At 73.7% G+C, this 20,685-nt stretch carries 19 protein-coding genes; 10 read left to right on the forward strand and 9 right to left on the reverse strand.

The features are described 5' to 3' along the window. Positions 1-113: 113 nt before the first annotated feature. Genes ACIQUC_RS02360 through ACIQUC_RS02370 form a run of 3 tightly spaced genes read right to left on the reverse strand, consistent with a single transcriptional unit; the run spans position 114 to position 1,740 of the window. Complete coding sequence (locus ACIQUC_RS02360) at positions 114-368, reverse strand: DUF6510 family protein (protein ID WP_022905795.1); 255 nt, start codon at positions 366-368, stop codon at positions 114-116. Further along, positions 365-1,150, reverse strand: coding sequence for an FAD-binding oxidoreductase (locus ACIQUC_RS02365; protein ID WP_402262810.1), 786 nt, complete (start codon positions 1,148-1,150; stop codon positions 365-367). Before ACIQUC_RS02365 ends, ACIQUC_RS02360 begins: the two co-directional genes overlap by 4 nt. Next, positions 1,147-1,740: a molybdopterin-dependent oxidoreductase gene (locus tag ACIQUC_RS02370; protein WP_402262813.1), complete on the reverse strand. Its 594-nt coding sequence runs from the start codon at positions 1,738-1,740 to the stop codon at positions 1,147-1,149. Before ACIQUC_RS02370 ends, ACIQUC_RS02365 begins: the two co-directional genes overlap by 4 nt. A gap of 256 nt (positions 1,741-1,996) precedes the next feature. Here ACIQUC_RS02370 and ACIQUC_RS02375 point away from each other — a divergent pair, with 256 nt between their 5' ends. The 9 genes from ACIQUC_RS02375 to phoA all read left to right on the forward strand — a co-directional run bounded on the left by ACIQUC_RS02375 (position 1,997) and on the right by phoA (position 12,902). After that, positions 1,997-3,598, forward strand: a complete 1,602-nt coding sequence (locus ACIQUC_RS02375; protein ID WP_402262816.1) for an ABC transporter substrate-binding protein — start codon at positions 1,997-1,999, stop codon at positions 3,596-3,598. Then, positions 3,595-4,644, forward strand: a complete 1,050-nt coding sequence (locus ACIQUC_RS02380; RefSeq protein ID WP_402262818.1) for an ABC transporter permease — start codon at positions 3,595-3,597, stop codon at positions 4,642-4,644. Before ACIQUC_RS02375 ends, ACIQUC_RS02380 begins: the two co-directional genes overlap by 4 nt. Continuing rightward, positions 4,641-5,519, forward strand: coding sequence for an ABC transporter permease (locus ACIQUC_RS02385; protein ID WP_022905800.1), 879 nt, complete (start codon positions 4,641-4,643; stop codon positions 5,517-5,519). The genes ACIQUC_RS02380 and ACIQUC_RS02385 overlap by 4 nt, the downstream gene beginning before the upstream one ends. Beyond that, a complete protein-coding gene (locus ACIQUC_RS02390) occupies positions 5,516-7,315 on the forward strand; it encodes a dipeptide ABC transporter ATP-binding protein (protein WP_402262822.1) in 1,800 nt (599 codons plus the stop codon). Before ACIQUC_RS02385 ends, ACIQUC_RS02390 begins: the two co-directional genes overlap by 4 nt. Continuing rightward, positions 7,312-9,351, forward strand: coding sequence for a CocE/NonD family hydrolase (locus tag ACIQUC_RS02395; protein WP_402262825.1), 2,040 nt, complete (start codon positions 7,312-7,314; stop codon positions 9,349-9,351). The genes ACIQUC_RS02390 and ACIQUC_RS02395 overlap by 4 nt, the downstream gene beginning before the upstream one ends. Beyond that, on the forward strand, positions 9,348-10,001 hold the full coding sequence (locus ACIQUC_RS02400) for a TetR/AcrR family transcriptional regulator (RefSeq protein ID WP_402262827.1): 654 nt from the start codon (positions 9,348-9,350) through the stop codon (positions 9,999-10,001). The genes ACIQUC_RS02395 and ACIQUC_RS02400 overlap by 4 nt, the downstream gene beginning before the upstream one ends. 29 nt (positions 10,002-10,030) lie before the next feature. Then, complete coding sequence (locus ACIQUC_RS02405) at positions 10,031-10,444, forward strand: SIP domain-containing protein (protein ID WP_022905803.1); 414 nt, start codon at positions 10,031-10,033, stop codon at positions 10,442-10,444. Positions 10,445-10,553: 109 nt separating this feature from the next. Next, the gene (locus ACIQUC_RS02410) at positions 10,554-11,048 is read left to right on the forward strand and encodes a Dps family protein (RefSeq protein ID WP_022905804.1); all 495 of its coding nucleotides are present in this window, start codon (positions 10,554-10,556) and stop codon (positions 11,046-11,048) included. 162 nt (positions 11,049-11,210) lie between these two features. Then, positions 11,211-12,902, forward strand: coding sequence for an alkaline phosphatase (phoA, locus tag ACIQUC_RS02415; protein WP_402262831.1), 1,692 nt, complete (start codon positions 11,211-11,213; stop codon positions 12,900-12,902). A 65-nt stretch (positions 12,903-12,967) separates the two neighbouring features. Here phoA and ACIQUC_RS02420 read toward each other — a convergent pair whose 3' ends face one another. From ACIQUC_RS02420 to ACIQUC_RS02440, 5 genes are all read right to left on the reverse strand, one after another. Beyond that, positions 12,968-13,630: a response regulator transcription factor gene (locus ACIQUC_RS02420; RefSeq protein ID WP_022905806.1), complete on the reverse strand. Its 663-nt coding sequence runs from the start codon at positions 13,628-13,630 to the stop codon at positions 12,968-12,970. Then, positions 13,627-14,910, reverse strand: a complete 1,284-nt coding sequence (locus ACIQUC_RS02425) for a sensor histidine kinase (RefSeq protein ID WP_402262834.1) — start codon at positions 14,908-14,910, stop codon at positions 13,627-13,629. Before ACIQUC_RS02425 ends, ACIQUC_RS02420 begins: the two co-directional genes overlap by 4 nt. Further along, positions 14,907-15,590, reverse strand: coding sequence for a DedA family protein (locus tag ACIQUC_RS02430; protein ID WP_022905808.1), 684 nt, complete (start codon positions 15,588-15,590; stop codon positions 14,907-14,909). Before ACIQUC_RS02430 ends, ACIQUC_RS02425 begins: the two co-directional genes overlap by 4 nt. Before the next feature lie 119 nt (positions 15,591-15,709). After that, a complete protein-coding gene (gene rfaE2 / locus ACIQUC_RS02435; RefSeq protein ID WP_402262838.1) occupies positions 15,710-17,254 on the reverse strand; it encodes a D-glycero-beta-D-manno-heptose 1-phosphate adenylyltransferase in 1,545 nt (514 codons plus the stop codon). Next, a complete protein-coding gene (locus ACIQUC_RS02440; RefSeq protein WP_402262841.1) occupies positions 17,251-18,651 on the reverse strand; it encodes an aldehyde dehydrogenase family protein in 1,401 nt (466 codons plus the stop codon). Before ACIQUC_RS02440 ends, rfaE2 begins: the two co-directional genes overlap by 4 nt. A gap of 134 nt (positions 18,652-18,785) precedes the next feature. On the opposite strand from ACIQUC_RS02440, the gene ACIQUC_RS02445 reads away from it, so the two are divergent. After that, on the forward strand, positions 18,786-19,886 hold the full coding sequence (locus ACIQUC_RS02445; protein ID WP_402262844.1) for a glycosyltransferase family 9 protein: 1,101 nt from the start codon (positions 18,786-18,788) through the stop codon (positions 19,884-19,886). Between the two features lie 54 nt (positions 19,887-19,940). Here the strand turns inward: ACIQUC_RS02445 and ACIQUC_RS02450 are convergent, their stop codons facing one another. Next, entirely contained in the window at positions 19,941-20,645 is a 705-nt protein-coding gene (locus ACIQUC_RS02450) for an SDR family oxidoreductase (RefSeq protein ID WP_402262847.1), read from the reverse strand. Positions 20,646-20,685: the final 40 nt, after the last annotated feature.

Raw genomic sequence — 20,685 nt, forward strand, 5'->3', positions numbered from 1 at the left:
ACGGGGCGTCGTCCGGATGGGTCGACTTCCGCCAGCATGCGGTTTCCCGCACGGATCCCGCACGTCCGCGCGCCGACACGGCGTGGCGCTCGCGCTCCGTTCGCCGAACGCCCTCAGTCGTCGCCGGGGGTGACGCGCGCGCCCGGGATGCCGATCCAGGGCCCTCCCGGGACGTCGACGACCGTGACGAGCACGTCGTCGCAGTGCGGGCACCGCGCGACGACGCCCATCGGACTGGCGTGCACCCGCGTGACCGCGAGTGCCCCGACCGTCCGGCACCCGGAGCACCGGAGCGTGGCCACGGTCGGGTCCGGTCCGAGGAACCCGGCGAGCGCCCCGGCCAACGCGTTGCCGTCGAGCATCGTCATGCGCTCCCTCCGAACCGTTCGGCGCGGACGTCGGTCGTGTCGTGACCGAGCTCGCCGAGCCAGGTGAGCACCTGCTCGACGAAGGGCGTCGACCCGCAGACGTAGACGAGGGCGCCGGCGTCCGGCGGGAACACCGCGGCGGCGAGGGCGTCCCGGGTGAGCCGTCCGGCGGGGGTCGTCGCACCGTCCGGGGCCCGGCGGCTGTACACGACGGTGGTGTCGACCCCTGCGGCCTGGGCACGGTCGAGCTCGGTGCGGAAGAACACGTCGTCCGGGGTGCGCACGGCGTAGAGGAGCCGGAACGGTGCCGGGTCCTCGGCCTCGGCGTGCGCGGTGGCGATCGCGGCGAGCGGGACGACCCCGGATCCGCCGGCGACGAGCTGCACCGGGCGGTCCGACACGCCCGGGCGCCAGACGAACCAGCCGCCGAGCGGACCGTGCACCTCGAGGGCGTCCCCGACCTCGACGGCGTCCACGAGGAAGGGGGAGACCTCGCCGTCCTCGACCCGGTCGACCGCGAGCACGACCGAGGTCGCCGTGCCCGACGAGGCGATCGAGTAGGAGCGTGACGCCTGGTAGCCGTCCTCGGCCGTCAGGCGCAGGTCGAGGTGCTGTCCCGGGTCGTTGCCCGGCCAGGTGGGGACGTCGAGGACGATCCGTCGGGCGTTCGGCGTCTCGGGGGAGACGGCGGCGACCGTCGCGGCGTGCCAGGCCGGCCGCCTGCGTGCCGGTGCCGACGTCGGCGGGGCGAGCCGTGCCTCCAGGCCCTCGACGGCGCTCACCAGTACCGCTCCTCCTTCCACGGGTCGCCGTGCAGGTTGTAGCCCGCGTTCTCCCAGAACCCGGGCTCGTCCTCGGACTGCATGACGATGCCGCGCACCCACTTCGCGCTCTTCCAGAAGTAGAGGTGGGGGACCAGCAGGCGGGCCGGCCCGCCGTGCTCGGGGGTGAGGGGCTCGCCGTCGGCCTCGAACGCGATCCACGCCTGGCCGTCGAGCAGCTCGTCGAGCGGGACGTTCGTCGTGTAGCCGCCGAAGCTGTGCACCATGCAGAAGTCGAGCGATGTCTCGACGTCCTCGAACAGCCGGTCGAGCGGGACGCCCCGCCACGGCATGTCGAGCTTCGTCCAGTGCGTCACGCAGTGGATGTCGACGGTGACGTCCTCGACCCCGAGCGCGTGCACCTCGTCCCACGTCCAGGTGTGCAGCCCGGACTCGGTCCGGATCGAGAACGCCCAGTCGGTGGGCGCGATGTCGGGGGTGGCGCCGGCGGACAGCACGGGCCAGTCGCGCACGAGCGTCTGGCCGGGCGGGATGCGCGGGTCGTCGCGGTCGTCACGGCGACCGCCGAAGCCTCGGGTGAAGGTCGCCATCGATGCTCCTCGCTCGCGCGTCCGGTGACCGCGTGGTCGCCGCTGTCGTCGATCATCCCGCCTCCGACCGGCCCTCGTGTAACGGCTTGGTAAACGTTCCCGCGCCCGTGGCGGGGCCGCACGGGACCGCTCGATCGCCCGCAGCCCGCGGATCCGGGGCTGTCCGGCGTGCCGTGCGGTCCCGATGACGGGCTTGGCCGCAGGCGATCCGCCCTCTATCGTTCACCGGAACGATTACCAGGAGGGGTCACCCCGAATGCCACCCATCGTCCACGAACCCCGGAACGCCCGCGGCCCGAGCCGTCGCGCGGTCCTCACCGGCGCCGCCGGACTCGCCGGCCTCGGCCTGCTGACGCTCACCGGGTGCAGCTCCGGCGCCTCGGCCGGCACCACCGACCTGCCCGAGGCCGCCGCCACCGGGACCGCCCGGCGCGGCGGTCGGCTCCGGATCGCCCGACCCGCCGCGTCGGCCGCCGAGACCCTCGACTCGGCGAGCTCCCTGTCGGCGTACGAGTACCTCGGCGCGCTCTACAACCGGCTCGTCAAGCTCGACCAGCAGGGCCGGACCGTGCCCGACCTCGCCGAGGAGTGGTCGGCGAACCAGGACGGCACCGAGTGGACCTTCCGCCTCCGCCGGGGCGTGCGCTTCCACGACGGGTCGCGCTGCACCGCGGACGACGCGATCGCGAGCATCCGGCACATCCTCGACGAGAAGACCGGCAGCCCGCAGGCCGGGGTGCTCGGCGAGGTGATGGACGCGCGCTCCATGACCGCCGTGGACCCCTACACGCTGCGGTTCGCGCTCACGAAGCCGAACGCCGAGTTCCCGTCGCTCCTCACCGCCTACCAGTGCTACATCGTGCCGGCGAACGCGATCACGGACATCGGCCGGACCGGCATCGGGACGGGGCCGTTCCGGCTGTCGTCCTTCACCCCGGCGGGCGCCGGCAGCGTCGAGGCCTTCGACGACCACTTCGCCGGTCGCCCCGCGCTCGACGGGATCGACTTCTTCTCGATCCAGGACACCACCGCCCGGGTGAACGCGCTGCTCGCCGGGCAGATCGACCTCATCTCGCAGACGAACCTCGACTTCGCGACGGCTCGGGTCGTCGCCGCCTCCGACCGCGCGACCATCGCCCGCTCGAAGAACGCGCAGTGGTACACGATCCCGATGCTCGCCACCTCCGAGGAGTTCCGCGACCCGCGGGTCCGGCAGGCGATGAAGCTCGCGTACGACCCCCGCACGATCGTGGACACCGCCCTGCAGGGCACCGGCTCGCCCGGCTGGGACAACCCGGTGCCGCCGCAGCTCGCCGCGTTCGTGGACGACCACCGCGAGTACGACCCGGACAAGGCGAAGGCGCTGCTCAAGGCCGCCGGCCGGTCGGACCTCCGTACGTCGATCTACACGTCGAGCTACGAGTCGGTGTTCACCCCGATGGCGGTCGCCTACCGCGACGCCGTCGCGGACGCGGGCATCCGCCTGACCGTGCAGAACGCCAGCTCGGACTCGTACTACACGCAGATCTGGATGCAGAAGCCGCTCATGGTGAGCTACTGGTTCACGGGCCGTCCGATCGACCAGCTCCTCAACCAGATCTTCCGGTCCGGCTCGTCGTACAACGAGAGCGCATGGTCGAACGAGCGGTTCGACGGGCTGCTCGACGACGCCCGTGCCGAGATGGACGACGCGAAACGCCTGACCCTCTACCAGGACGCCCAGCGGCTCGTGGTCGAGGACGGTGCGGACATGACCCCGATGTTCGGCGACCGCCTGGTCGGGCTGTCCCGCGACGTCGTGAACTACTCGGAGTACGGCTTCGAGTTCGACTACCTCCGGATCGGACTGCGCCGATGACCCCCACACCCCGGCGCACCGCGCCGTCGGACGTCCTCGTCCCCGTCCTCCGCCGCCTCGGCATCGCCGTCCTGACGGTCGTGCTCGCGTCGCTGTTCGTGTTCCTCGCCGTGCAGGCGTTGCCCGGCGACGTCGCGCAGCAGCTGCTCGGCCAGAACGCCACACCGGACGCGGTCAAGCAGCTCCGGGAGTCGCTCGGGCTCGACCAGAACGTCTGGCTCCGGTACCTCGAGTGGCTCGGCGGCGCGGTGCACGGCGACTTCGGCACCTCGCTCGTGAGCGGGGAACCCGTCGCGCCGACCCTCTTCACCGCGTTCCGGAACAGCATGCTCATCGCCGTCCCCGCGATGCTCGTCGGCGTCACCCTGTCGCTCACGCTCGGGGTCGTCGCGGGGGTCCGCCGCGGCCGCGCGTCCGACCGGGTCATCTCGATCGTCAGCCTCGTCGTGATGAGCGTGCCGGAGTTCATGGTCGCCACCGTGCTCGTGCTGCTGTTCGCGATCGGGCTGCCGCTGTTCCCCGCGGTCGTGCTGCGGGGGAGCGACGCCACGGTGGCCGAGCTGCTGCCGACCATCTGGCTGCCGATCATCGTGCTCACCCTGGCGATGGCGGCCTACATCGTCCGGACCGCACGGTCCTCGACGATCGACGTGATGGCGTCCGAGTTCGTCACGACCGCCGAGCTGAAGGGCCTCACCATGCGGCGGGTGGTCTGGAAGCACGCGGTCCCGAGCGCGCTGCTGCCCACGCTCAACGTCGTGGCGCTCAACGTCGCCTGGCTCCTCGGCGGGGTGGTCGTCGTCGAGAACGTCTTCAACTACCCCGGCATGGGCAAGCTCATGCTCGAGTCCGTCTTCAACCGCGACCTGCCGACGATCGAGGCGATCGCACTCCTCAGCGCCGTCGTCTACGTCGTGTGCAACCTGGCGGCCGACCTCACGGCGCTCGCGCTCGACCCGAAGCTCCGCACCCGACAGCGTCGGACGCGCACCCGGACCCGCGCCGGGTCGCGCGGCACGCGCTCCGCCCGGAAGGCAGCAGCATGACCGCCATCGCCCCGCGCACCCGGACCGTCATCGGCGCCGCCGTCGCCCCCCTGCGCGGCTCGACCGCGCTGAGCATCGGCCTGGGCCTCATCGCGCTGCACCTCGTGCTCGCGGTCCTCGCACCGCTCATCGCCGGGCACGACCCGGTCGCGACGAACTCCGCCGACGTGCTCGCCGGTCCGACCTGGACGAACTGGCTCGGCACCGACCAGTACGGCCGCGACATCCTCTCGCGGACCCTCAACGGCGGTCGGTACGCGCTGCTCGTCACCTTCCTCGCGACGACCATCGCCGTGGCGATCGGCACCGTCCTCGGGTGCGTCACCGCGTACGCCGACAACTGGTTCGACGAGGTCGTGATGCGGGTCGTCGACGCGCTCCTCAGCGTGCCGTCGATCCTCGCGCTCCTCGTCGTCGTCACGGTCTTCGACGCCGGCCTCTGGGTCATCGTCCTCGCCGTGACCGTGGTCTACGCGCCGGCCGTCACCCGTGTCGTCCGCGGCGCGGCACGGACCGTGATCACGCAGGACTACGTCACCGCCGCCCGCGCCCGCGGGGAGCGCGCCCTGTCCATCGTGTTCCGCGAGATCCTGCCGAACGTGCTCGACGTTGTCCTCGTCGAGTACGCGATGCGCGCCTCCTGGATCGTCCTGCTCGTCGCCTCGCTGTCCTTCCTCGGCTTCGGTGCGAACCCGCCGACGCCGGACTGGGGGCTCATGGTGCAGGAGAACCGCACCGCCCTGACGGTCGTGCCGCTCGGCACGCTCGCCCCGATCGTCGCGCTCGCGACCCTCGTGATCGGGCTCAACCTCGCTGCCGACGGACTGGCGAAGTCCCTCGGTGTCGACCGTGCCACGCAGGGGGTCAGCGCATGACGCACACCGACCAGACCACCGCCCCGGACGTCGCCGCCCGGGCGACCGGAGCGGGCACGGACCCGATCGTCCGGGTCACCGACCTCGCCGTCTCGTACGCCGCCGGCCGACGACTCGTCCCGGTCGTCCGTGGTGTGTCCTTCACGATCGCGGCCGGTCGGACCCTCGGCCTCGTCGGGGAGTCCGGCAGCGGCAAGTCCACCGTGGCCCGCACCCTCCTCGCGCACCTCCGCGCCGGGTCGCGGATCGAGCGCGGCTCCGTGCGGGTCGCCGGCGACGACGTGTTCGCCCTGTCGCCGGCCGGTCGACGGTCGCTCCGGGGCGGTACCGCCTCGGTGGTCGCGCAGAACGCCGGTCAGGCCCTCACCCCGTCGATGCGCGTCGGCGAGCAGATCCGCGAGGCCCTGCGCGCCCACGGCGAGCCCGACGGCCCCGAGCGCGTGCTCGAGCTCGTCCGGCTCGTCCGACTGCCGTCGCCGGAGACGATCGTCCGCCGGTACCCGCACCAGCTCTCCGGCGGCCAGCAGCAGCGTGTCGCGATCGCGATGGCGGTCGCCGCGCGGCCCCGGGTGCTCGTCCTCGACGAACCCACCACGGCGCTCGACGTCGTCACCCAGGCGGCCGTCCTCGACCTCGTCGCCGACCTCGGGCGCGAGCTCGGCATGGCCGTCCTGCTCGTCAGCCACGACCTCGGCGTCGTGTCGGCGATGGCGGACGAGATCGCGGTGATGCGCGACGGCGAGGTCGTCGAGCACGCCGCCACGGCGGCCCTCTTCGCCGCGCCGCAGCACGAGTACACGCGCGCCCTGCTGGCCGCGGTGCCGGACGGGCGACGGCCGGGAGGGACGGACCAGGCGCCCGAGACGGCGACCGTCTCGTCGACGGTCGCCTCCAGGGCCGGCCGCACCGTTCCTCCCGAACCGCTCGTCCGCCCCGTGGTGACCGCCGAGGACCTGGTCGTCCGCTACGCGAGCGGCCTGCCCGCCGCCGTCGACGGGGTGTCCTTCACGATCGCGCCGCGCGAGACGCTCGCCGTCGTCGGCGAGTCCGGGAGCGGCAAGTCGACGCTCGCGACGGCCCTCGCGGGCCTGGTGCCCGCCGAGTCCGGCACGTTCGCGTTCGACGACGGCACCGTGTCGGGCGACCTCCGCGAGCCCGTCGCCGGACGCTCCCCGGAGCTCCGCCGTGCCGTGCAGCTCGTCTTCCAGAACGCGGACACGTCGCTCAACCCCCGGCGGACCGTCGGCGCGGCGATCGCCCGCCCGCTCAAGCTCTTCACCGGCTCCTCGTCGGCGGAGCGGGTCGGCGAACTGCTCACGCAGGTCGGGCTGGGGCCGGCGTTCGCCGACCGCCTGCCCGCGCAACTGTCCGGCGGGCAGCGCCAGCGCGTCGGCATCGCCCGGGCGCTGGCCGCCGAGCCGCGCCTCGTCATCGCCGACGAGATCACGACGGCACTCGACGTGCAGGTGCAGGCCGGGATCCTCGCGCTCCTCGCCGAGCTGCAGCGTTCGCGCGGGCTCAGCTGCCTGTTCATCAGCCACGACCTCGCCGTCGTGCGCGGCGTCGCCGACCGCGTCGCCGTGATGACCGGCGGTCGCATCGTCGAGATCGGCCCGACCGAGGCCGTCTTCGGCGGCCCGAACCACCCGTACACGGCGACGCTCCTCGCGGCGACGCTGGAACCCGGCAGCACCGTGCTGCCGGACGTCGGCGACGGCGTCCCACGCTGGCGGCACGCCGAGGGCTGGACAGACCGCGGCGACGGACACCTGACCCGGAACTGGGAGGACGCATGACCGGCTCCACCGCACTCGGGGTGGACCCCGTGCTGCCCGAAGGCGTGACCGTCCGCGACGAGTGGATCCCGATGCCCGACGGCGTCCGGCTGCACACCCGGATCTGGTCACCGTCGTCGCCCGACGGTCCGGTGCCGGTGCTGCTCGAGTACCTGCCGTACCGGCTCGACGACTGGACGGCGCCCCGCGACTCGGAACGGCACCCCTGGTACGCCCAGCACGGGTACGCCTCGGTGCGGGTGGACATCCGCGGGACCGGCTCGTCGGACGGGTTCTTCGACGACGAGTACAGCGAACAGGAGCTCCGCGACGGCGAGGCCGTGATCGCTTGGCTCGCCGAGCAGGAGTGGTCGACGGGTGCCGTCGGCATGTTCGGCATCTCGTGGGGCGGGTTCAACGCGCTGCAGCTCGCCGCCCGTGCCCCCGAGGCCCTCAAGGCGATCGTGACGGTGTGCTCCACCGACGACCGGTACGACAACGACGTGCACTACGTCGGCGGTGCGGTGCTCGGGATCGACATGGCGGCGTGGGGCGCGACGATGTTCGCCTTCAACTCGCGCCCGCCGCGGCCCGAGGTCGTCGGTTCCGGCTGGGTCGACCAGTGGCGTGACCGTCTCGATCGGAACCGGCCGATGACCCCGGTGTGGCTGTCGCACCAGGAGCGCGACGACTACTGGCGGCACGGCAGCGCTGCGGAGGACTACGACGGCATCGGCGCCGCGGTCCTCGCGGTCGGCGGTTGGGCGGACCCGTACCGCGACGCCGTGCTCCGGCTCGTGGCGAACGTGGACGCCCCGGTCAAGGGCATCGTCGGTCCGTGGTCGCACCAGTACCCCGATCGGGGGCTCGCGCCCGGGCCGTCGATCGGCTTCCTGCAGGAGACCCTGCGGTGGTGGGACCGCTGGCTGCGGGGGATCGACACCGGCGTCGAAGCGGATCCAGCGCTCCGTGCCTGGATCAACGAGGGCGAGCCGCCCGCGACGTACTACGAGTCGCGCCGCGGCCGGTGGGTCGGCGCCGAGGCGTGGCCGTCGACCGCGACCGTGGCACGCAGGGTGGGGTTGACCGCGCTCCGCGGCGGAGCAGACGGCCCGGTCGTCGTGCGGTCGCCGCAGCACACCGGCGCCGACGCGGGCCGGTTCTTCCCGTTCGGGAACGCCACCGACCTGCCGCCGGACCAGCGCGCCGAGGACGGCCGCTCGGTCTGCTTCGACCTGCCGCTCGACGAACCGCTCGACGTGCTCGGCAACGTCCTCGTCCACCTCGCGGTCACGAGCGACCGACCACGGGCGACGCTGACGGTCCGGCTGTGCGACGTCGCCCCGGACGGCTCGTCGACCCTCGTCACGCGTGGTGTCCTGAACGCCGCGAAGCGCGACGGGGCGGACCGGAACGACCCGCTCGAGCCCGGGGTGCCCGCGTCGCTGCCGGTCCGCCTCGTGTCGACCGGACACCGGTTCGCCGCCGGGCACCGGCTCCGGATCGCCGTGTCGACGGCGTACTGGCCGTGGGTCTGGCCGCACCCGGACGCGCCGACCGTGACGCTCGACCCCGCGGCGTCGACCCTGGAGCTGCCCGTCTGGACGCGTGGCGCCGACGACGGCGTCCGGTTCGAGCAGCCCGAGCGGTCGACACCGCTCGCGATCGAACGGGTCGCGCCGACCGAGGCGCTCCCGCAGCGCACGGTCACGCACGACGTCGAGACGGGGGAGTGGACCCTCGACGTCGACCCCGGGTACGGCGGCGGACGCGTGTACCCGGACGGCCTCGTCTTCAGCGAGGACGCCCGCGAGACCTACCGGATCCGGTCCGACGACCCGACGAGCGCCAGCGCGACGTCCCGTTGGTCGATCGGGTTGGAGCAGCCCGGGTGGGCCGCACGGATCGAGACCGCGTCCGAGGTCACCGCGGACGCCGACGCCTTCCACGTGCGGAACACCGTGCGCGCCTGGGCACGCGACGGAGGCCCCGACGTCCCCGAGGTCCCCGTCGCCGACCGGACCTTCGTCGACGACGTCCCGAGGACCTCGGCGTGAGCGGCGCAGGACCGGCCCGGGTCCGACAGCGCCCGGAGGTCCGCCGCGCGATGATCGTCGAGGCCGCGCGGGCCGTGATCGTCCGGAACGGTGTCGGCGCCACCGGCCTGCGCGACATCGCCGCCGAGGCGGACGTCTCGGTCGGGACCGTCACCTACCACTTCGGCAGCGTCGCGGAGATCCTCAACGAGGTCGTCGTGCTCGAGACCGAGCGCTTCTACGGGGCGATCGTCGCCGCCGTCGACGCCGAACCCGACCCGGTCGCCGGCATCCGCATGCTCGTCGAGCCGCTCTTCGGCGACACCGAGCAGGTCCGGCAGCACTGGCGGATCTGGTCGGACTACTGGACCGCGGTCGTCCGTCGTCCCGAGGTCGCCGCGGAGTACGCCGAACGCATCCGCGTCTGGGAGGCGTGCCTCGTGCGGGTCGTCCGCCGGGGCACGGACGCCCGGGTGTTCACACCGGAGGGGACGGCCGAGGTCGTCGCGCTCAAGCTCGCCGCGTACAGCGACGGGGTGGCGACGCAGATCGCGCAGGGTGTCCCCGGGCTGACGAACACCGTCGCGCTGTCGTGGATGTGGACGTTCCTCGCCCACGAACTCGGTGTGCCGGCTGAGCGTCTCGCCGGAACCGTGTCGGTGCCCTTGTGATGAGGTAAGGCTTCCCTTACCGTTGCCGTATGGCACGGACCCGGCGACAGCCCAGCGAACGCATCCTCCTCGCCGGTGGCGTCGACGACCTGCCCGAGATCACCCGCATGCTCGAGGACCTGCCCGCCAACGCGTACGGCCAGGTCTTCGTCGAGACGGCCCTGCCGGAACAGGTGCACACCCTCCCGGCGCCCCCGCGCGTCACCGTGACCTGGCTGGTCCGGAGCGCCCGCCCCTCGGCGGTGGCGTCCCTCGTCTTCGCCGACCACGGCGAGGCCCTCGCGAGCGCGGTCACGGGGTGGGCCGCCGAGTGGTGCGTCGCCGACTGCGAACCGCGCACGACCGTCTGGATCGGCTGTGCCGACAGCCCCTGGGTCGAGCGGGCGCGCTCCGTCGTGCAGATCGAGCTGGACGAGGCCGGCTTCGACACCCTCGTCGGCTGACGGGGCGAGGCCAGCCTTCGCTTCCTTGTGGCGCACGAGCGGAGCGGGCACTGTTGTCACCATCGGACCCACCCCACTCGGGTGGGACCACGAGGCAGGAGGAAACGACATGACCGACACCACCAGCACCAGCACCACGTCGCCGTTCTCGACCACGCCGGAGCTCGCCGCCGGTGTGGCGCAGTTCCTCGCCCCGGTCGTCATCGACCTCGAGGCGCTCGTCGTCAACGGCAAGCAGGCGCACTGGCACGTCCGTGGCCGCAACTTCGTCGGCGTGCACGAGCTGCTCGACACGATCGTCGAACACGCGCAGGAGTGGGCCGACCTCGCCGCGGAGCGCATCGTCGCACTCGGCCTGCCCGTCGACTCGCGCATCGCCACCGTCGCCGCGAACACCACGATCCCGCCGCTCTCCGAGGGCTTCCAGAACTCCGACGTGACCATCACCGAGGTGATCGCCGAGATCGACGCCGCGCTGCTGCAGGTCCGCCGTGCGGTCGAGGGCCTCGACGAGGTCGACCTCAACAGCCAGGACGTCGTCATCGAGATCGAGCGCGGGCTGACCAAGGACCGCTGGTTCCTGCAGGCGCACCTCGCCGCGTAGGCGCGACTGACGGGAGGCGCGGTGCCAGCTGGCACCGCACCTCCCGTCTCGCTGTCACCGCGTCTGTTCATCCACCAGACCGGGCCAGTTCACCCGCCTGTACCCACGCACAGCCATCCTCGGATGGCACCCGTTCGGGGGCACAGACGAGGGGAACAACCGATGCAGCACACTCCCGAGCGACGCCGCCGGACGGCGCTCGCACTCTCCGCCGCGCTCATCGCCGGCGCCGTGGCACTGCCGGGCGCGGCCGAGGCGGTCGGGCAGCTCGCGCTCGACCAGCACGGCGGCGCCCAGCGCCACCAGGGCGACCAGACGCGCTCGGTCCAGCAGGAGATCGAGCGCGCCGGCGCGAAGAACGTCATCCTGCTCATCGGCGACGGCATGGGCGACTCCGAGATCACCATCGCCCGGAACTACCAGTACGGCGCGGCCGGCCGGCTGCCGGGCCTCGACGCCCTGCCGCTCACCGGGTCGTACACGACGTACTCCGTGGTCAAGGACGGCGCGGACAAGGGCAAGCCCGACTACGTGACCGACTCCGCGGCGTCGGGCAGCGCGTGGGCGACGGGCACGAAGACGTACGACGGCGCGATCTCGGTCGACGTCGACGGGAAGCAGCAGCAGACGCTCCTCGAGCTCGCCAAGGCCAACGGGCTGCGCACCGGCGACGTGTCCACCGCCGAGATCCAGGACGCCACCCCGGCGGTCCAGGTCGCCCACGTCGGCGCCCGCTCCTGCTACGGCCCCGACACCGCGTCGTGCGGCACGGACGCGCTGCAGAACGGCGGCCTCGGGTCGATCAGCGAGCAGCTGCTGAACACCCGACCGGACCTCACCCTCGGCGGCGGTTCGGCGAGCTTCCAGCAGACCGCGAAGGCCGGGCAGTGGCAGGGTTCGACCCTGTTCGACCAGGCCGAGCAGCGCGGCTACCAGGTGGTCTCCGACGCCGACGGCCTCGCCGCCGTCCGTCGCGCCGACCAGTCGAAGCCGCTCCTCGGGCTCTTCACCCCCGGGAACTTCCCGACCCGGTACGCCCCCACCACGGCGACCGTCGGCGGGGCCGACCAGGCACCCGTGCAGTGCACGCCGAACCCGGCACGCCTGTCGACCGGGCTCTCGCTGCAGTCGCTCACGAACAAGTCGATCGACCTGCTGAACCGTGACCGCGCGAAGTCCGGCAAGGGCTTCTTCCTGCAGGTCGAGGGCGCGAGCATCGACAAGCAGGACCACGCCGCCGACGCGTGCGGCCAGATCGGCGAGACGATCGACTTCGACGAGGCCGTGCAGGCGGCGCTCGCGTTCGCCAAGAAGGACGGCAACACGCTCGTGATCGCCACGGCGGACCACGCCCACTCGAGCCAGATCGTCGACAACACGCCGCCGACCTCGCTCTCCACGGCGCTCCGCACGGCCGACGGCACCACGATGAAGGTCTCGTACGGCACCTCGGCCGCCGGCAGCTCGCAGCAGCACACCGGCACGCAGGTCCGCATCGCGGCGTACGGCCCCGGCGCCGCGAACGTCGTCGGGCTCTCGGACCAGACGGACACGTTCTTCACGATCCGCGACGGCCTGAACCTGCACGAGGACCTCGCGGCGCTGTCCCGCGGCGCCCGCGTCGACCTGTCGGTCGGGGCACCGCGTCCGGGCCAGCGCGTGATGCTCACGGGCTCGCGGTTCGCCGGCGACCGCCAGGTGCGGGTCGCGGTCGGGTCGACCGACCTCGGCACGGTCGACGTCATCGACGGCACCGCCACGGTGGAGTGGAAGGCGACGCCCGGCAAGTCGACGATCACCTTCACGGGCGTGCAGTCCGGCAAGCAGGCGTCGAAGCAGGTCCGGGTCCGCTAGCACCCGATACGGACGACGTCCACGGCGCGCCCTGCCGGACCGGCGGGGCGCGCCGTGCCCCTGCGTCAGCCGCCGGGCGTCACCAGGCCCGTCTCGTACGCCAGCACCACCGCGTGCACGCGGTCCCGCAGCTGCAGCTTCGCGAGGATCCGTCCGACGTGCGTCTTCACGGTCTGCTCGGCGATGAAGAGCTCCGCGGCGATCTCCCCGTTCGACCGGCCCCGTGCGAGCAGCAGGAACACGTCGCGCTCCCGTTCCGTGAGCACCTCGAGCACCTCGGTCCGGGGCGCGACCGGCAGCGGGCCCGCGACGAACGCCTCGACGAGGTGCCGGGTCACGCGCGGAGCGAGCAACGAGTCGCCGGCCGCCACCGTCCGGACCGCCTGCACGAGCTCGTCGGCACTGGCGTCCTTGAGCAGGAAGCCGCTCGCACCGGCGCGGAGGGCGTCGAACACGTAGTCGTCGATGTCGAAGGTCGTCAGCATGACGACCCGGACCGGTTCGGTCGCGGGTGCGGCCGTGATCCGGCGGGTCGCCTCGATGCCGTCGAGCGCGGGCATCCGCACGTCCATCAGGACGACGTCCGGCCGGAGCCGCAGCGCCTCGACGACCGCTGCGGCGCCGTCGGCGGCCTCGCCGACGACCTCGATGCCGTCCTGGGCCTGGAGGATCGCCACGAGTCCCATGCGGAACATCTGCTGGTCGTCGACCACCATCACACGCGTCATCGGGCTCCTCGGTCGGCCTGCGGACGCAGGGTGGTGGTGCCGGGGTGGCAGGGCAGGGTGACCCGGACGCGGAAGCCGCCGGACGGCAGCGGTCCGTGGTCGATCGTCCCGCCGAGCGCCGCGACGCGCTCCCGCATGCCGGTGAGCCCGAACCCGCCGTCGTCGGGCGGGACGATCGCGACGGTGTCCCGCGGTGGTGCCGCGTTCACGACCTCGACCGCGAGCACCGCGTCGTGCCGCGCGACGGTCACGGCGGTCTCGGCACCCGGGGCGTGGCGCGCGACGTTCCCGAGGGCCTCCTGCACGACCCGGTAGGCAGCGAGTCGGGCCAGCGGGTCGATCGTGCCCCCGGAGGCCCCCTCGTCGAGCTGGAGCGCGACCGGGATCCCGGCGGCCTGCGTGGCACGGACGAGTGCGGGCAGGTCGTCGAGCCCGGGTTGCGGAGCCCGTTCGGCGGCGGTGTCGGCGCGGAGCGTGCCGAGCAACTGGCGCATCTCCCGCAGGGCGGTCCGCGAGGTCTCGGCGATCGCGGCGAACTCGGCGCGTGCGGCCGGTGGCAGGTCCGCCACGCGGAAGGGTGCCGACTCGGCCTGCATGTGCACGACCGACATGCTGTGCGCGACGACGTCGTGGAGCTCGCGGGCGATCCGGGAGCGTTCCTCGACCGAGCGGCGTCGGGCCTGCTCGAGCTCGACGTCCCGACGGGCCTCGGCGAGCTCGACCCGGACCGCCCGACGCTGCCCGACGGCCACGGCCGTGCCGGCGAGGAGCAGGGAGCTGCCCGCGGAGACGACGAAGGTGGCGGCCCAGACGTCGGCCGGCTCCCAGCGTCCGGGTGCCACCGCGACGAGGGCGAGAGTCAGCACCGTGGCCGCGGTCCAGACGGCTGCGGTGAGCCGCCAGTCGGTCCGGACGCCGAGCACGACCAGGAGCGCGCCGACGCCGATGATCGCGGTGACCGGGAGCGGCCACGGACCGGCGGGCGACCCGGCGGTGAGGAGGCCGAGCGCCGCCACCGCCGCGAGGTGCGCCACCGAGGAGGTCCGCGGCAGGACCGGGGCGAGCCCGAGCGAGACCGAGAGGACCGCGGTGACGAGCAGTGCGAGGGGGACGGGCACGTCGTACACCGCCACCGTCACGGGGGCCGCGACCGCGAACAGGGTCGCGGCGACCACGACGAGCACGATCCGAGCGACGACCACGGGCCAGGTCGCCCACTCCCGACGCGTCGACCACGGCCGGCGTCGGCGGGGCGTCACGGGTGGGACGTGGGCGGTCACGGTCGAGCGGTCCCTCCGGCGTGGGCGAGCTGCGGGGCGGGTGGTGCCGTGTCCATCTCGGCCGCACGGGCCGCGGCGCGGGCGTCCCGCTTCCGGCCGACTCTACCGAGGACGCGGTCGACGGCGATGCCGAGCCCGGCGGCGACCACCATCGAGACGAGCGCGGCGACGACGGGTTCGTGCAGCACGCTCGACGTCGCGAGGGCGATCCCGATCGAGGTGGCCGACCACGCCAGTCCGGCGATCGAGCTGATCGCGAGGAAACGGCGGTACGGCAGCCGGGTGGCGCCAGCGGTCATGTTCACCGCGACCCGTCCCACGGGGATGTACCGGCCGACGAGGACGAGGCTCGCGGACCGCCGTCGCATCTGCCGCTCGGCGAAGGCGAACGCCGAGGCGATCCGTGGGCGGCGGGATCGCGCGAGCCGGTCCAGTCCGATCCGACGGCCGATCCAGTACGCGACGGAGTCCCCGGCGACCGCGCCGAGCGCGGCGGCCACGAGCACCCCCGCGAGGAGCGGCTGTCCGGAGGTCGCGGCGACGGCGGCGACCGCGACGAGGGCCGTCTCGCTCGGCACCGGCGGGAAGAAGCCGTCCACCAGGCAGAGCACGAACAGGACGACGAAGACGAGCGGGCTGGTCGCCAGCTCGACGACGAGCGGGGTGATCTGGTCGAACACGGTGGCTCCCTCCGCCGACGGACCTCGTCGACGGTCCCGACGTTACGGAACCGCGCGCCTGCTGCCATCCCCCGCGGGTCTCGACCACCCCCTACCGTGGTGTGACGTCGCCCGACCGGTCAGGCGGCGCCGTCCGACCCGTCGGCGGCCGTCGCCTCGCGCGCGATCGTCTCGGTCGCCGCGGCTGCCTCGGTCGCCGCGGCTGCCTCACGGATCCGTCGGACCACGGCCGTCGTGGAGTGCTCCGGGACGTAGTCGACCATGACGACCTCGCCGCCGTAGCCGCGCACCACCGCGGTCTCCCGCAGCATCTCGGGGGAGTAGTCGCCGCCCTTGACGTAGACCTCGGGCCGCAGCCGTTCCAGCAGGGGGATCGGGGTGTCGGTGGCGAAGACGGTCACCAGGTCGACGCACGCGAGCGCCGCGATGACACCCGCCCGGTCCTCGGCCTGGTTGATCGGACGCTCCGGGCCCTTCAGCCGCCGGACGGAGTCGTCGTCGTTGAGCGCGACGACGAGCAGGTCGCCGAGGTCGCGGGCCTGCCGGAGGTAGGTCGTGTGTCCGCGGTGCACCACGTCGAAGCAGCCGTTCGTGAACACGACCCGCCGACCAGACGCCCGCGCGTCCGTCACCGCAGCGGCGAGCTCCTCGTGGTCGACGACCGTGGCCGCCGGCGCCGTCACGGACTCCAGGAGCGCCGCGGCGGTGCAGACGGACGTCCCCGCCTCACGGACGACGACGTCCGCGGCGGCCTGTGCGACGGACACGGCGTCGCGGAGCGGTGCGCGCACCGCGAGCGCGACCGTCACGGCGGCGCAGAAGGTGTCGCCGGCACCGGACGCCTGCTGCTCGGACGCCGGAACGGCACGCGTGCGGAAGGCGTCGGCGGTGCCGTCCTCGACGAGGACGGTGCCGTCGCGGTCCAGCGTGACGACGGCAGCGCGCGCGCCGGTGCGTCGGAGGACCTCCTGCCGGGCGTCCACGACCGCCGAGGCCCGGTCGCTGCCGGTCCCGAGCGACGCATCGAGCAGTGCCGCGGCCTCGCCGGCGTTCGGCGTGACGAGGTCGGGTCGGAGCTCCGACCAGCGGGTGAGGTCGTGCGCGTCGACGACGACCGCGGCGGGACGGTCGGCGTCGAGCACCGGGACCACGTCGGCCGGGTCCACGCCGAGGCCGTAGTCGCAGACGACCGCGGCGTCCGCGCACCGGAGCGCACGGGCGACGGCACCGGCGAGACGCACACCGTGCTCGGCGGTCGGCTCGGCGGCGATCTCGTCCACGCGGACGACGACCCGGTCGCCGCCGACGACGCGCGACTTCGTCGTGGTGCGGGTGCCGGGGACGACGACCATGCAGGACGTGTCCACCCCGGCGGCGTCGAGGCGTTCGCGGAGCACGACACCGGCCTCGTCGTCGCCGAGCAGCCCGACCATCCGGACGCGTGCGCCGAGCGCGCGGGCGTTCACGGCGGTGTTCGCCGCGCCGCCGGGGACCGCGACCGTCCCGGTGACGCGGACCACCGGCGCCGGTGCCTCGCGCGAGACCCGTTCCGCCTCGCCGACGGTCCAGCGGTCGAGGATGCAGTCGCCGATGACGACGACGAGCGGTTCGCGGTCGTCGACCGCGGCGACGAGCTCCCGGACGAGCCGGACGTCCGCGCTCACCGTGCGCCCCCGGCGGGCGGTGCCGCCTCGAGGTGCACGACGGTCGTGGTGGTCAGCTCGTCGAGCAGGTGCGGGCCGTACCCGAACCCGGCACCCGAGGCCCCCCGGGGCTGGGCGCTGCCGCCCGGGGCGCCCCCGAACACGGCGTTCACCTTCACGGTGCCGACGGGGAGCTCGGCCGCGGCGCGCAGGGCGCGCCCGGTGTCGTTCGTCAGCACCGTGGCGGCGAGCCCGTACCGGTCGGCGGCGGCGAGCCGGAGGCCCTCGTCGAAGTCCTCGACGACGCGGACGGGGGCGATCGGCCCGAAGGTCTCCTCGGTCATGACGAGCATGTCGTCGGTGACACCGGTGAGCACGGTCGCGGGGTAGAAGGTGCCAGGGCCGTCCGGTGTGGTCCCGCCGGTGCGTGCCGACGCACCACGCTGAAGGGCATCGTCGACGTGCGACTGCACGGTGCGCCGGAGCCGGTCGTCGACGAGCGGCCCGTACTCCGCCGCCGGGGCCGAGGTGCGCCGCTCGGCCTCGGCGACGAGTGCGGTCACGAACGGCTCGGCGACCGCGCGGTGCACGTAGACCCGCTCGACGCTCGTGCAGATCTGGCCGGTGTTGGCGAAGGCTCCGAGGGCGACCTGGGCCGCGGCCCACACCGGGTCGACGTCGCCGTCCACGACCACGGCGTCGTTCCCGCCGTTCTCGCGCACGACGTGGGCGCGGGTCCGCACGGCCGCCTCGGAGAGCCGGTCGCCGGTGGCGGTCGACCCGACGTGGGCGTAGACGTCGATGCCGTCCTGTTCGAGGAGCAGCTCGCCGGTGGCGGCGTCGCCGTCGACCCCGACGAGGACGCCGTCCGGCAGGACCTCGGCGAGCAGGGCGTTCAGGCGGGCGATCGTCGCGGGGGAGCGCTCGCTGCCCTTGTGCACGACCGTGTTGCCGGTGACGATCGCGGCGCCGAGGATCCCGCACGCGACGGCGACCGGGTCGTTCCAGGGAGTGAGTGCGAGCACGACGCCACGCGGGTGCGGCACCGACCAGTCGGCAGCGCCGAACGCACCGCGCAGGGCCTCGCCGCGGTGCACGGGTCCGAGCTCGGCGTACTGCACGAGGGTCCCGATGCCCGCTTCGACCCCGCCGATCGCGTCGCCGGGGACCTTGCCGGTCTCGCGGGTGTTGAGGTCCGCCAACTCCTGTGCGTGCGCACGGACGTGCTCGGCCGCGCGGTGGAGCAGGGCTCCGCGTCCCGCAGGCGCGGTGCGAGCCCAGGCCGGTGCAGCCGCGCGGGCACGCGCGACTGCTTCCCGGACCTCGTCCTCGGTGGCGCGCCGCACGGAGCTGGCGAGGGCCCCGGTGGTCGGGTCGGCCACGACGATGTCGTCGGTGGCGGGGGGTGCGATCGTCATGGTGTCCTTCCGAGGGGCTGCCGGGCGTCCGACGCTCCTCGCGCGGTGCTGGGCACGTCCACGGCATCGCGTTTCTCGTCCATCCGGCGTCGCTGCTGGACGCCCGGGCGGCGCACGGTCGGTAGACGGGACGGGTGCAACTGATCGGCAACGGTGGAGAACCCTTCGACGACGTCCGCGAGATCGCGGTGCTCCGGGGCGGTGGACTCGGCGACCTCATGTTCGCCGTCCCTGCGATCGAGGCCCTCGCGGCGGCCTACCCGGCGGCGCGGGTCACCCTGCTCGGCACGCCGATCGCACCGGCGGTCCTGCGCGGTCGGACCGACGCCGTGCACGCGTTCGAGGAGCTCCCGGTCGTGCCGGGCGTCTGGGAGGCCGGTGCCGGTGCCGGTGCCGGTGCCCCGACCGTCGAGGCCTTCGAGGCGCGGACCGTCGGCCGCTTCGACCTGGCCGTGCAGCTGCACGGCGGCGGCCGGAACTCGAACCCGTTCCTGCTCCGCCTCGGCGCCCGGCACACGGTCGGCACCGCCACCGAGGACGCCGAGGTGCTGGACCGCTGGGTCCGCTACGTCTACTACCAGCACGAGGTCCTGCGGGCGCTCGAGGTCGTCTCGCTCGCCGGTGCAGCACCGGTGGTGCTCGATCCTCGCGTCCGCGTCACCGACGAGGAACGCCTGGCGGTCCGCGACGGACTCGGGGTGACCGACCGGCTCGTCGCGATCCACCCGGGCGCCACCGACCCGCGTCGACGGTGGAGCCCGGAGCGCTTCGCCGCCGTCGCCCTGGCCCGGCTCCGTGCCGGCGACGACGTGGTCCTGGTGGGCGACGCGACCGACGTCCCCGCGGCCCGCGCGATCCGGGCGGCGCTGCCGGACGAGGTCGTGGGCCGGCTGCACGACGTGACCGGATCGCTCCCGCTGACCGAGCTGCCCGCGGTGCTCGCCGCCGCCGACGTCGTGGTCGGGAACGACTCCGGCCCGCGACACCTCGCGGTCGCCGTCGGGACGCCGACGGTCGGGGTGTTCTGGTTCGGGAACGTCGTGAACGCCGGTCCGTTCGACCGCGGCCGGCACCGCGTGCACCTCGCCTACGTGACGCGGTGCCCGGTCTGCGGCATCGACGTCACGCAGGTCGGGTGGACGGCCGAGCGCTGCGCGCACGACCCGTCGTACGTCGACGAGGTCGATCCGCAGGCGGTCCTGGCCGACGTCGAGGACCTGCTCCGCACCACGTGACGGGAGGCGCGGTGCGAGCCCGCACCGCGCCTCCCGTCACGCATTCGGTGCGGTCTACGGCCAGCTCGGCTCCGTCGCCGGCATGATCGACATCTCGCGGATCTCGCAGCCGGCCGGCTGCGACAGCGCGAACAGGATCGCGTTCGCCACGTACTCGGGCTCGATGAGCTGCGCGTCCGGACCGGGCTTGTACTGCTCGGTGCGGTCCGCGAAGAAGTTCGTGCGCATCCCGGCGGGGATGACGTTCGTCACGCCGACGCTGCCGCCGGTCTCGGCGGCGAGCGCCTGCGAGAACCCGCGGACACCGAACTTCGACGCCGAGTAGGCGGTGCCGTCCCCGACCCCGCGCAGGGCGAGCGAGGACGAGATCGTCACGACCCGGCCGTGCGAGGCCTCGAGCGCCGGCAGCGCCGAACGCACGACCGCTGCGGTGCCGAGCAGGTTGACGGCGACGATGCGCTCCCAGTCCCCGGAGGAGATGCCGCCGATCGGCGCGGGCTTGTCGATCCCGGCCGCGGTGACGACCGCGTCGAGACCGCCGTGCCGCTCGGCCGCGTCGCGCACGGCACGCTCGGTCGCCTCGGTGTCGGTGACGTCGACCGCGACCGCGTCGGTGCCCTCCGGGACGGCGTCGACCCGCAGGTCGAGGACGATCGGGGTACCGCCGGCCTCGGTGACCGCGGCGACGACGGCGGCTCCGAGGCCGGAGGCGCCGCCGGTGACGAGGACGCGGCCGATGGGGGTGGTGGGGACGGGCATGGATTTCCTTCCGTGGTGGTGGTGCTCGCGCGCGGTCCGC

The sequence above is a fragment of the Curtobacterium sp. NPDC098951 genome, from assembly GCF_044759965.1.
Taxonomy (GTDB): Bacteria; Actinomycetota; Actinomycetes; order Actinomycetales; family Microbacteriaceae; genus Curtobacterium.

Excerpts from the sequence above, each read along its gene's own strand:
- ACIQUC_RS02385 (WP_022905800.1), top strand. The coding sequence starts at position 4,641 with ATGACCGCCATCGCCCCGCGCACCCGGACCGTCATCGGCGCCGCCGTC.
- ACIQUC_RS02420 (WP_022905806.1), bottom strand. The coding sequence starts at position 13,630 with ATGACGCGTGTGATGGTGGTCGACGACCAGCAGATGTTCCGCATGGGA.
- ACIQUC_RS02375 (WP_402262816.1), top strand. The coding sequence starts at position 1,997 with ATGCCACCCATCGTCCACGAACCCCGGAACGCCCGCGGCCCGAGCCGT.
- ACIQUC_RS02410 (WP_022905804.1), top strand. The coding sequence starts at position 10,554 with ATGACCGACACCACCAGCACCAGCACCACGTCGCCGTTCTCGACCACG.
- phoA (WP_402262831.1), top strand. The coding sequence starts at position 11,211 with ATGCAGCACACTCCCGAGCGACGCCGCCGGACGGCGCTCGCACTCTCC.
- ACIQUC_RS02390 (WP_402262822.1), top strand. The coding sequence starts at position 5,516 with ATGACGCACACCGACCAGACCACCGCCCCGGACGTCGCCGCCCGGGCG.
- ACIQUC_RS02370 (WP_402262813.1), bottom strand. The coding sequence starts at position 1,740 with ATGGCGACCTTCACCCGAGGCTTCGGCGGTCGCCGTGACGACCGCGAC.
- ACIQUC_RS02395 (WP_402262825.1), top strand. The coding sequence starts at position 7,312 with ATGACCGGCTCCACCGCACTCGGGGTGGACCCCGTGCTGCCCGAAGGC.
- ACIQUC_RS02440 (WP_402262841.1), bottom strand. The coding sequence starts at position 18,651 with ATGACGATCGCACCCCCCGCCACCGACGACATCGTCGTGGCCGACCCG.
- ACIQUC_RS02450 (WP_402262847.1), bottom strand. The coding sequence starts at position 20,645 with ATGCCCGTCCCCACCACCCCCATCGGCCGCGTCCTCGTCACCGGCGGC.
- ACIQUC_RS02360 (WP_022905795.1), bottom strand. The coding sequence starts at position 368 with ATGACGATGCTCGACGGCAACGCGTTGGCCGGGGCGCTCGCCGGGTTC.
- ACIQUC_RS02405 (WP_022905803.1), top strand. The coding sequence starts at position 10,031 with ATGGCACGGACCCGGCGACAGCCCAGCGAACGCATCCTCCTCGCCGGT.
- ACIQUC_RS02380 (WP_402262818.1), top strand. The coding sequence starts at position 3,595 with ATGACCCCCACACCCCGGCGCACCGCGCCGTCGGACGTCCTCGTCCCC.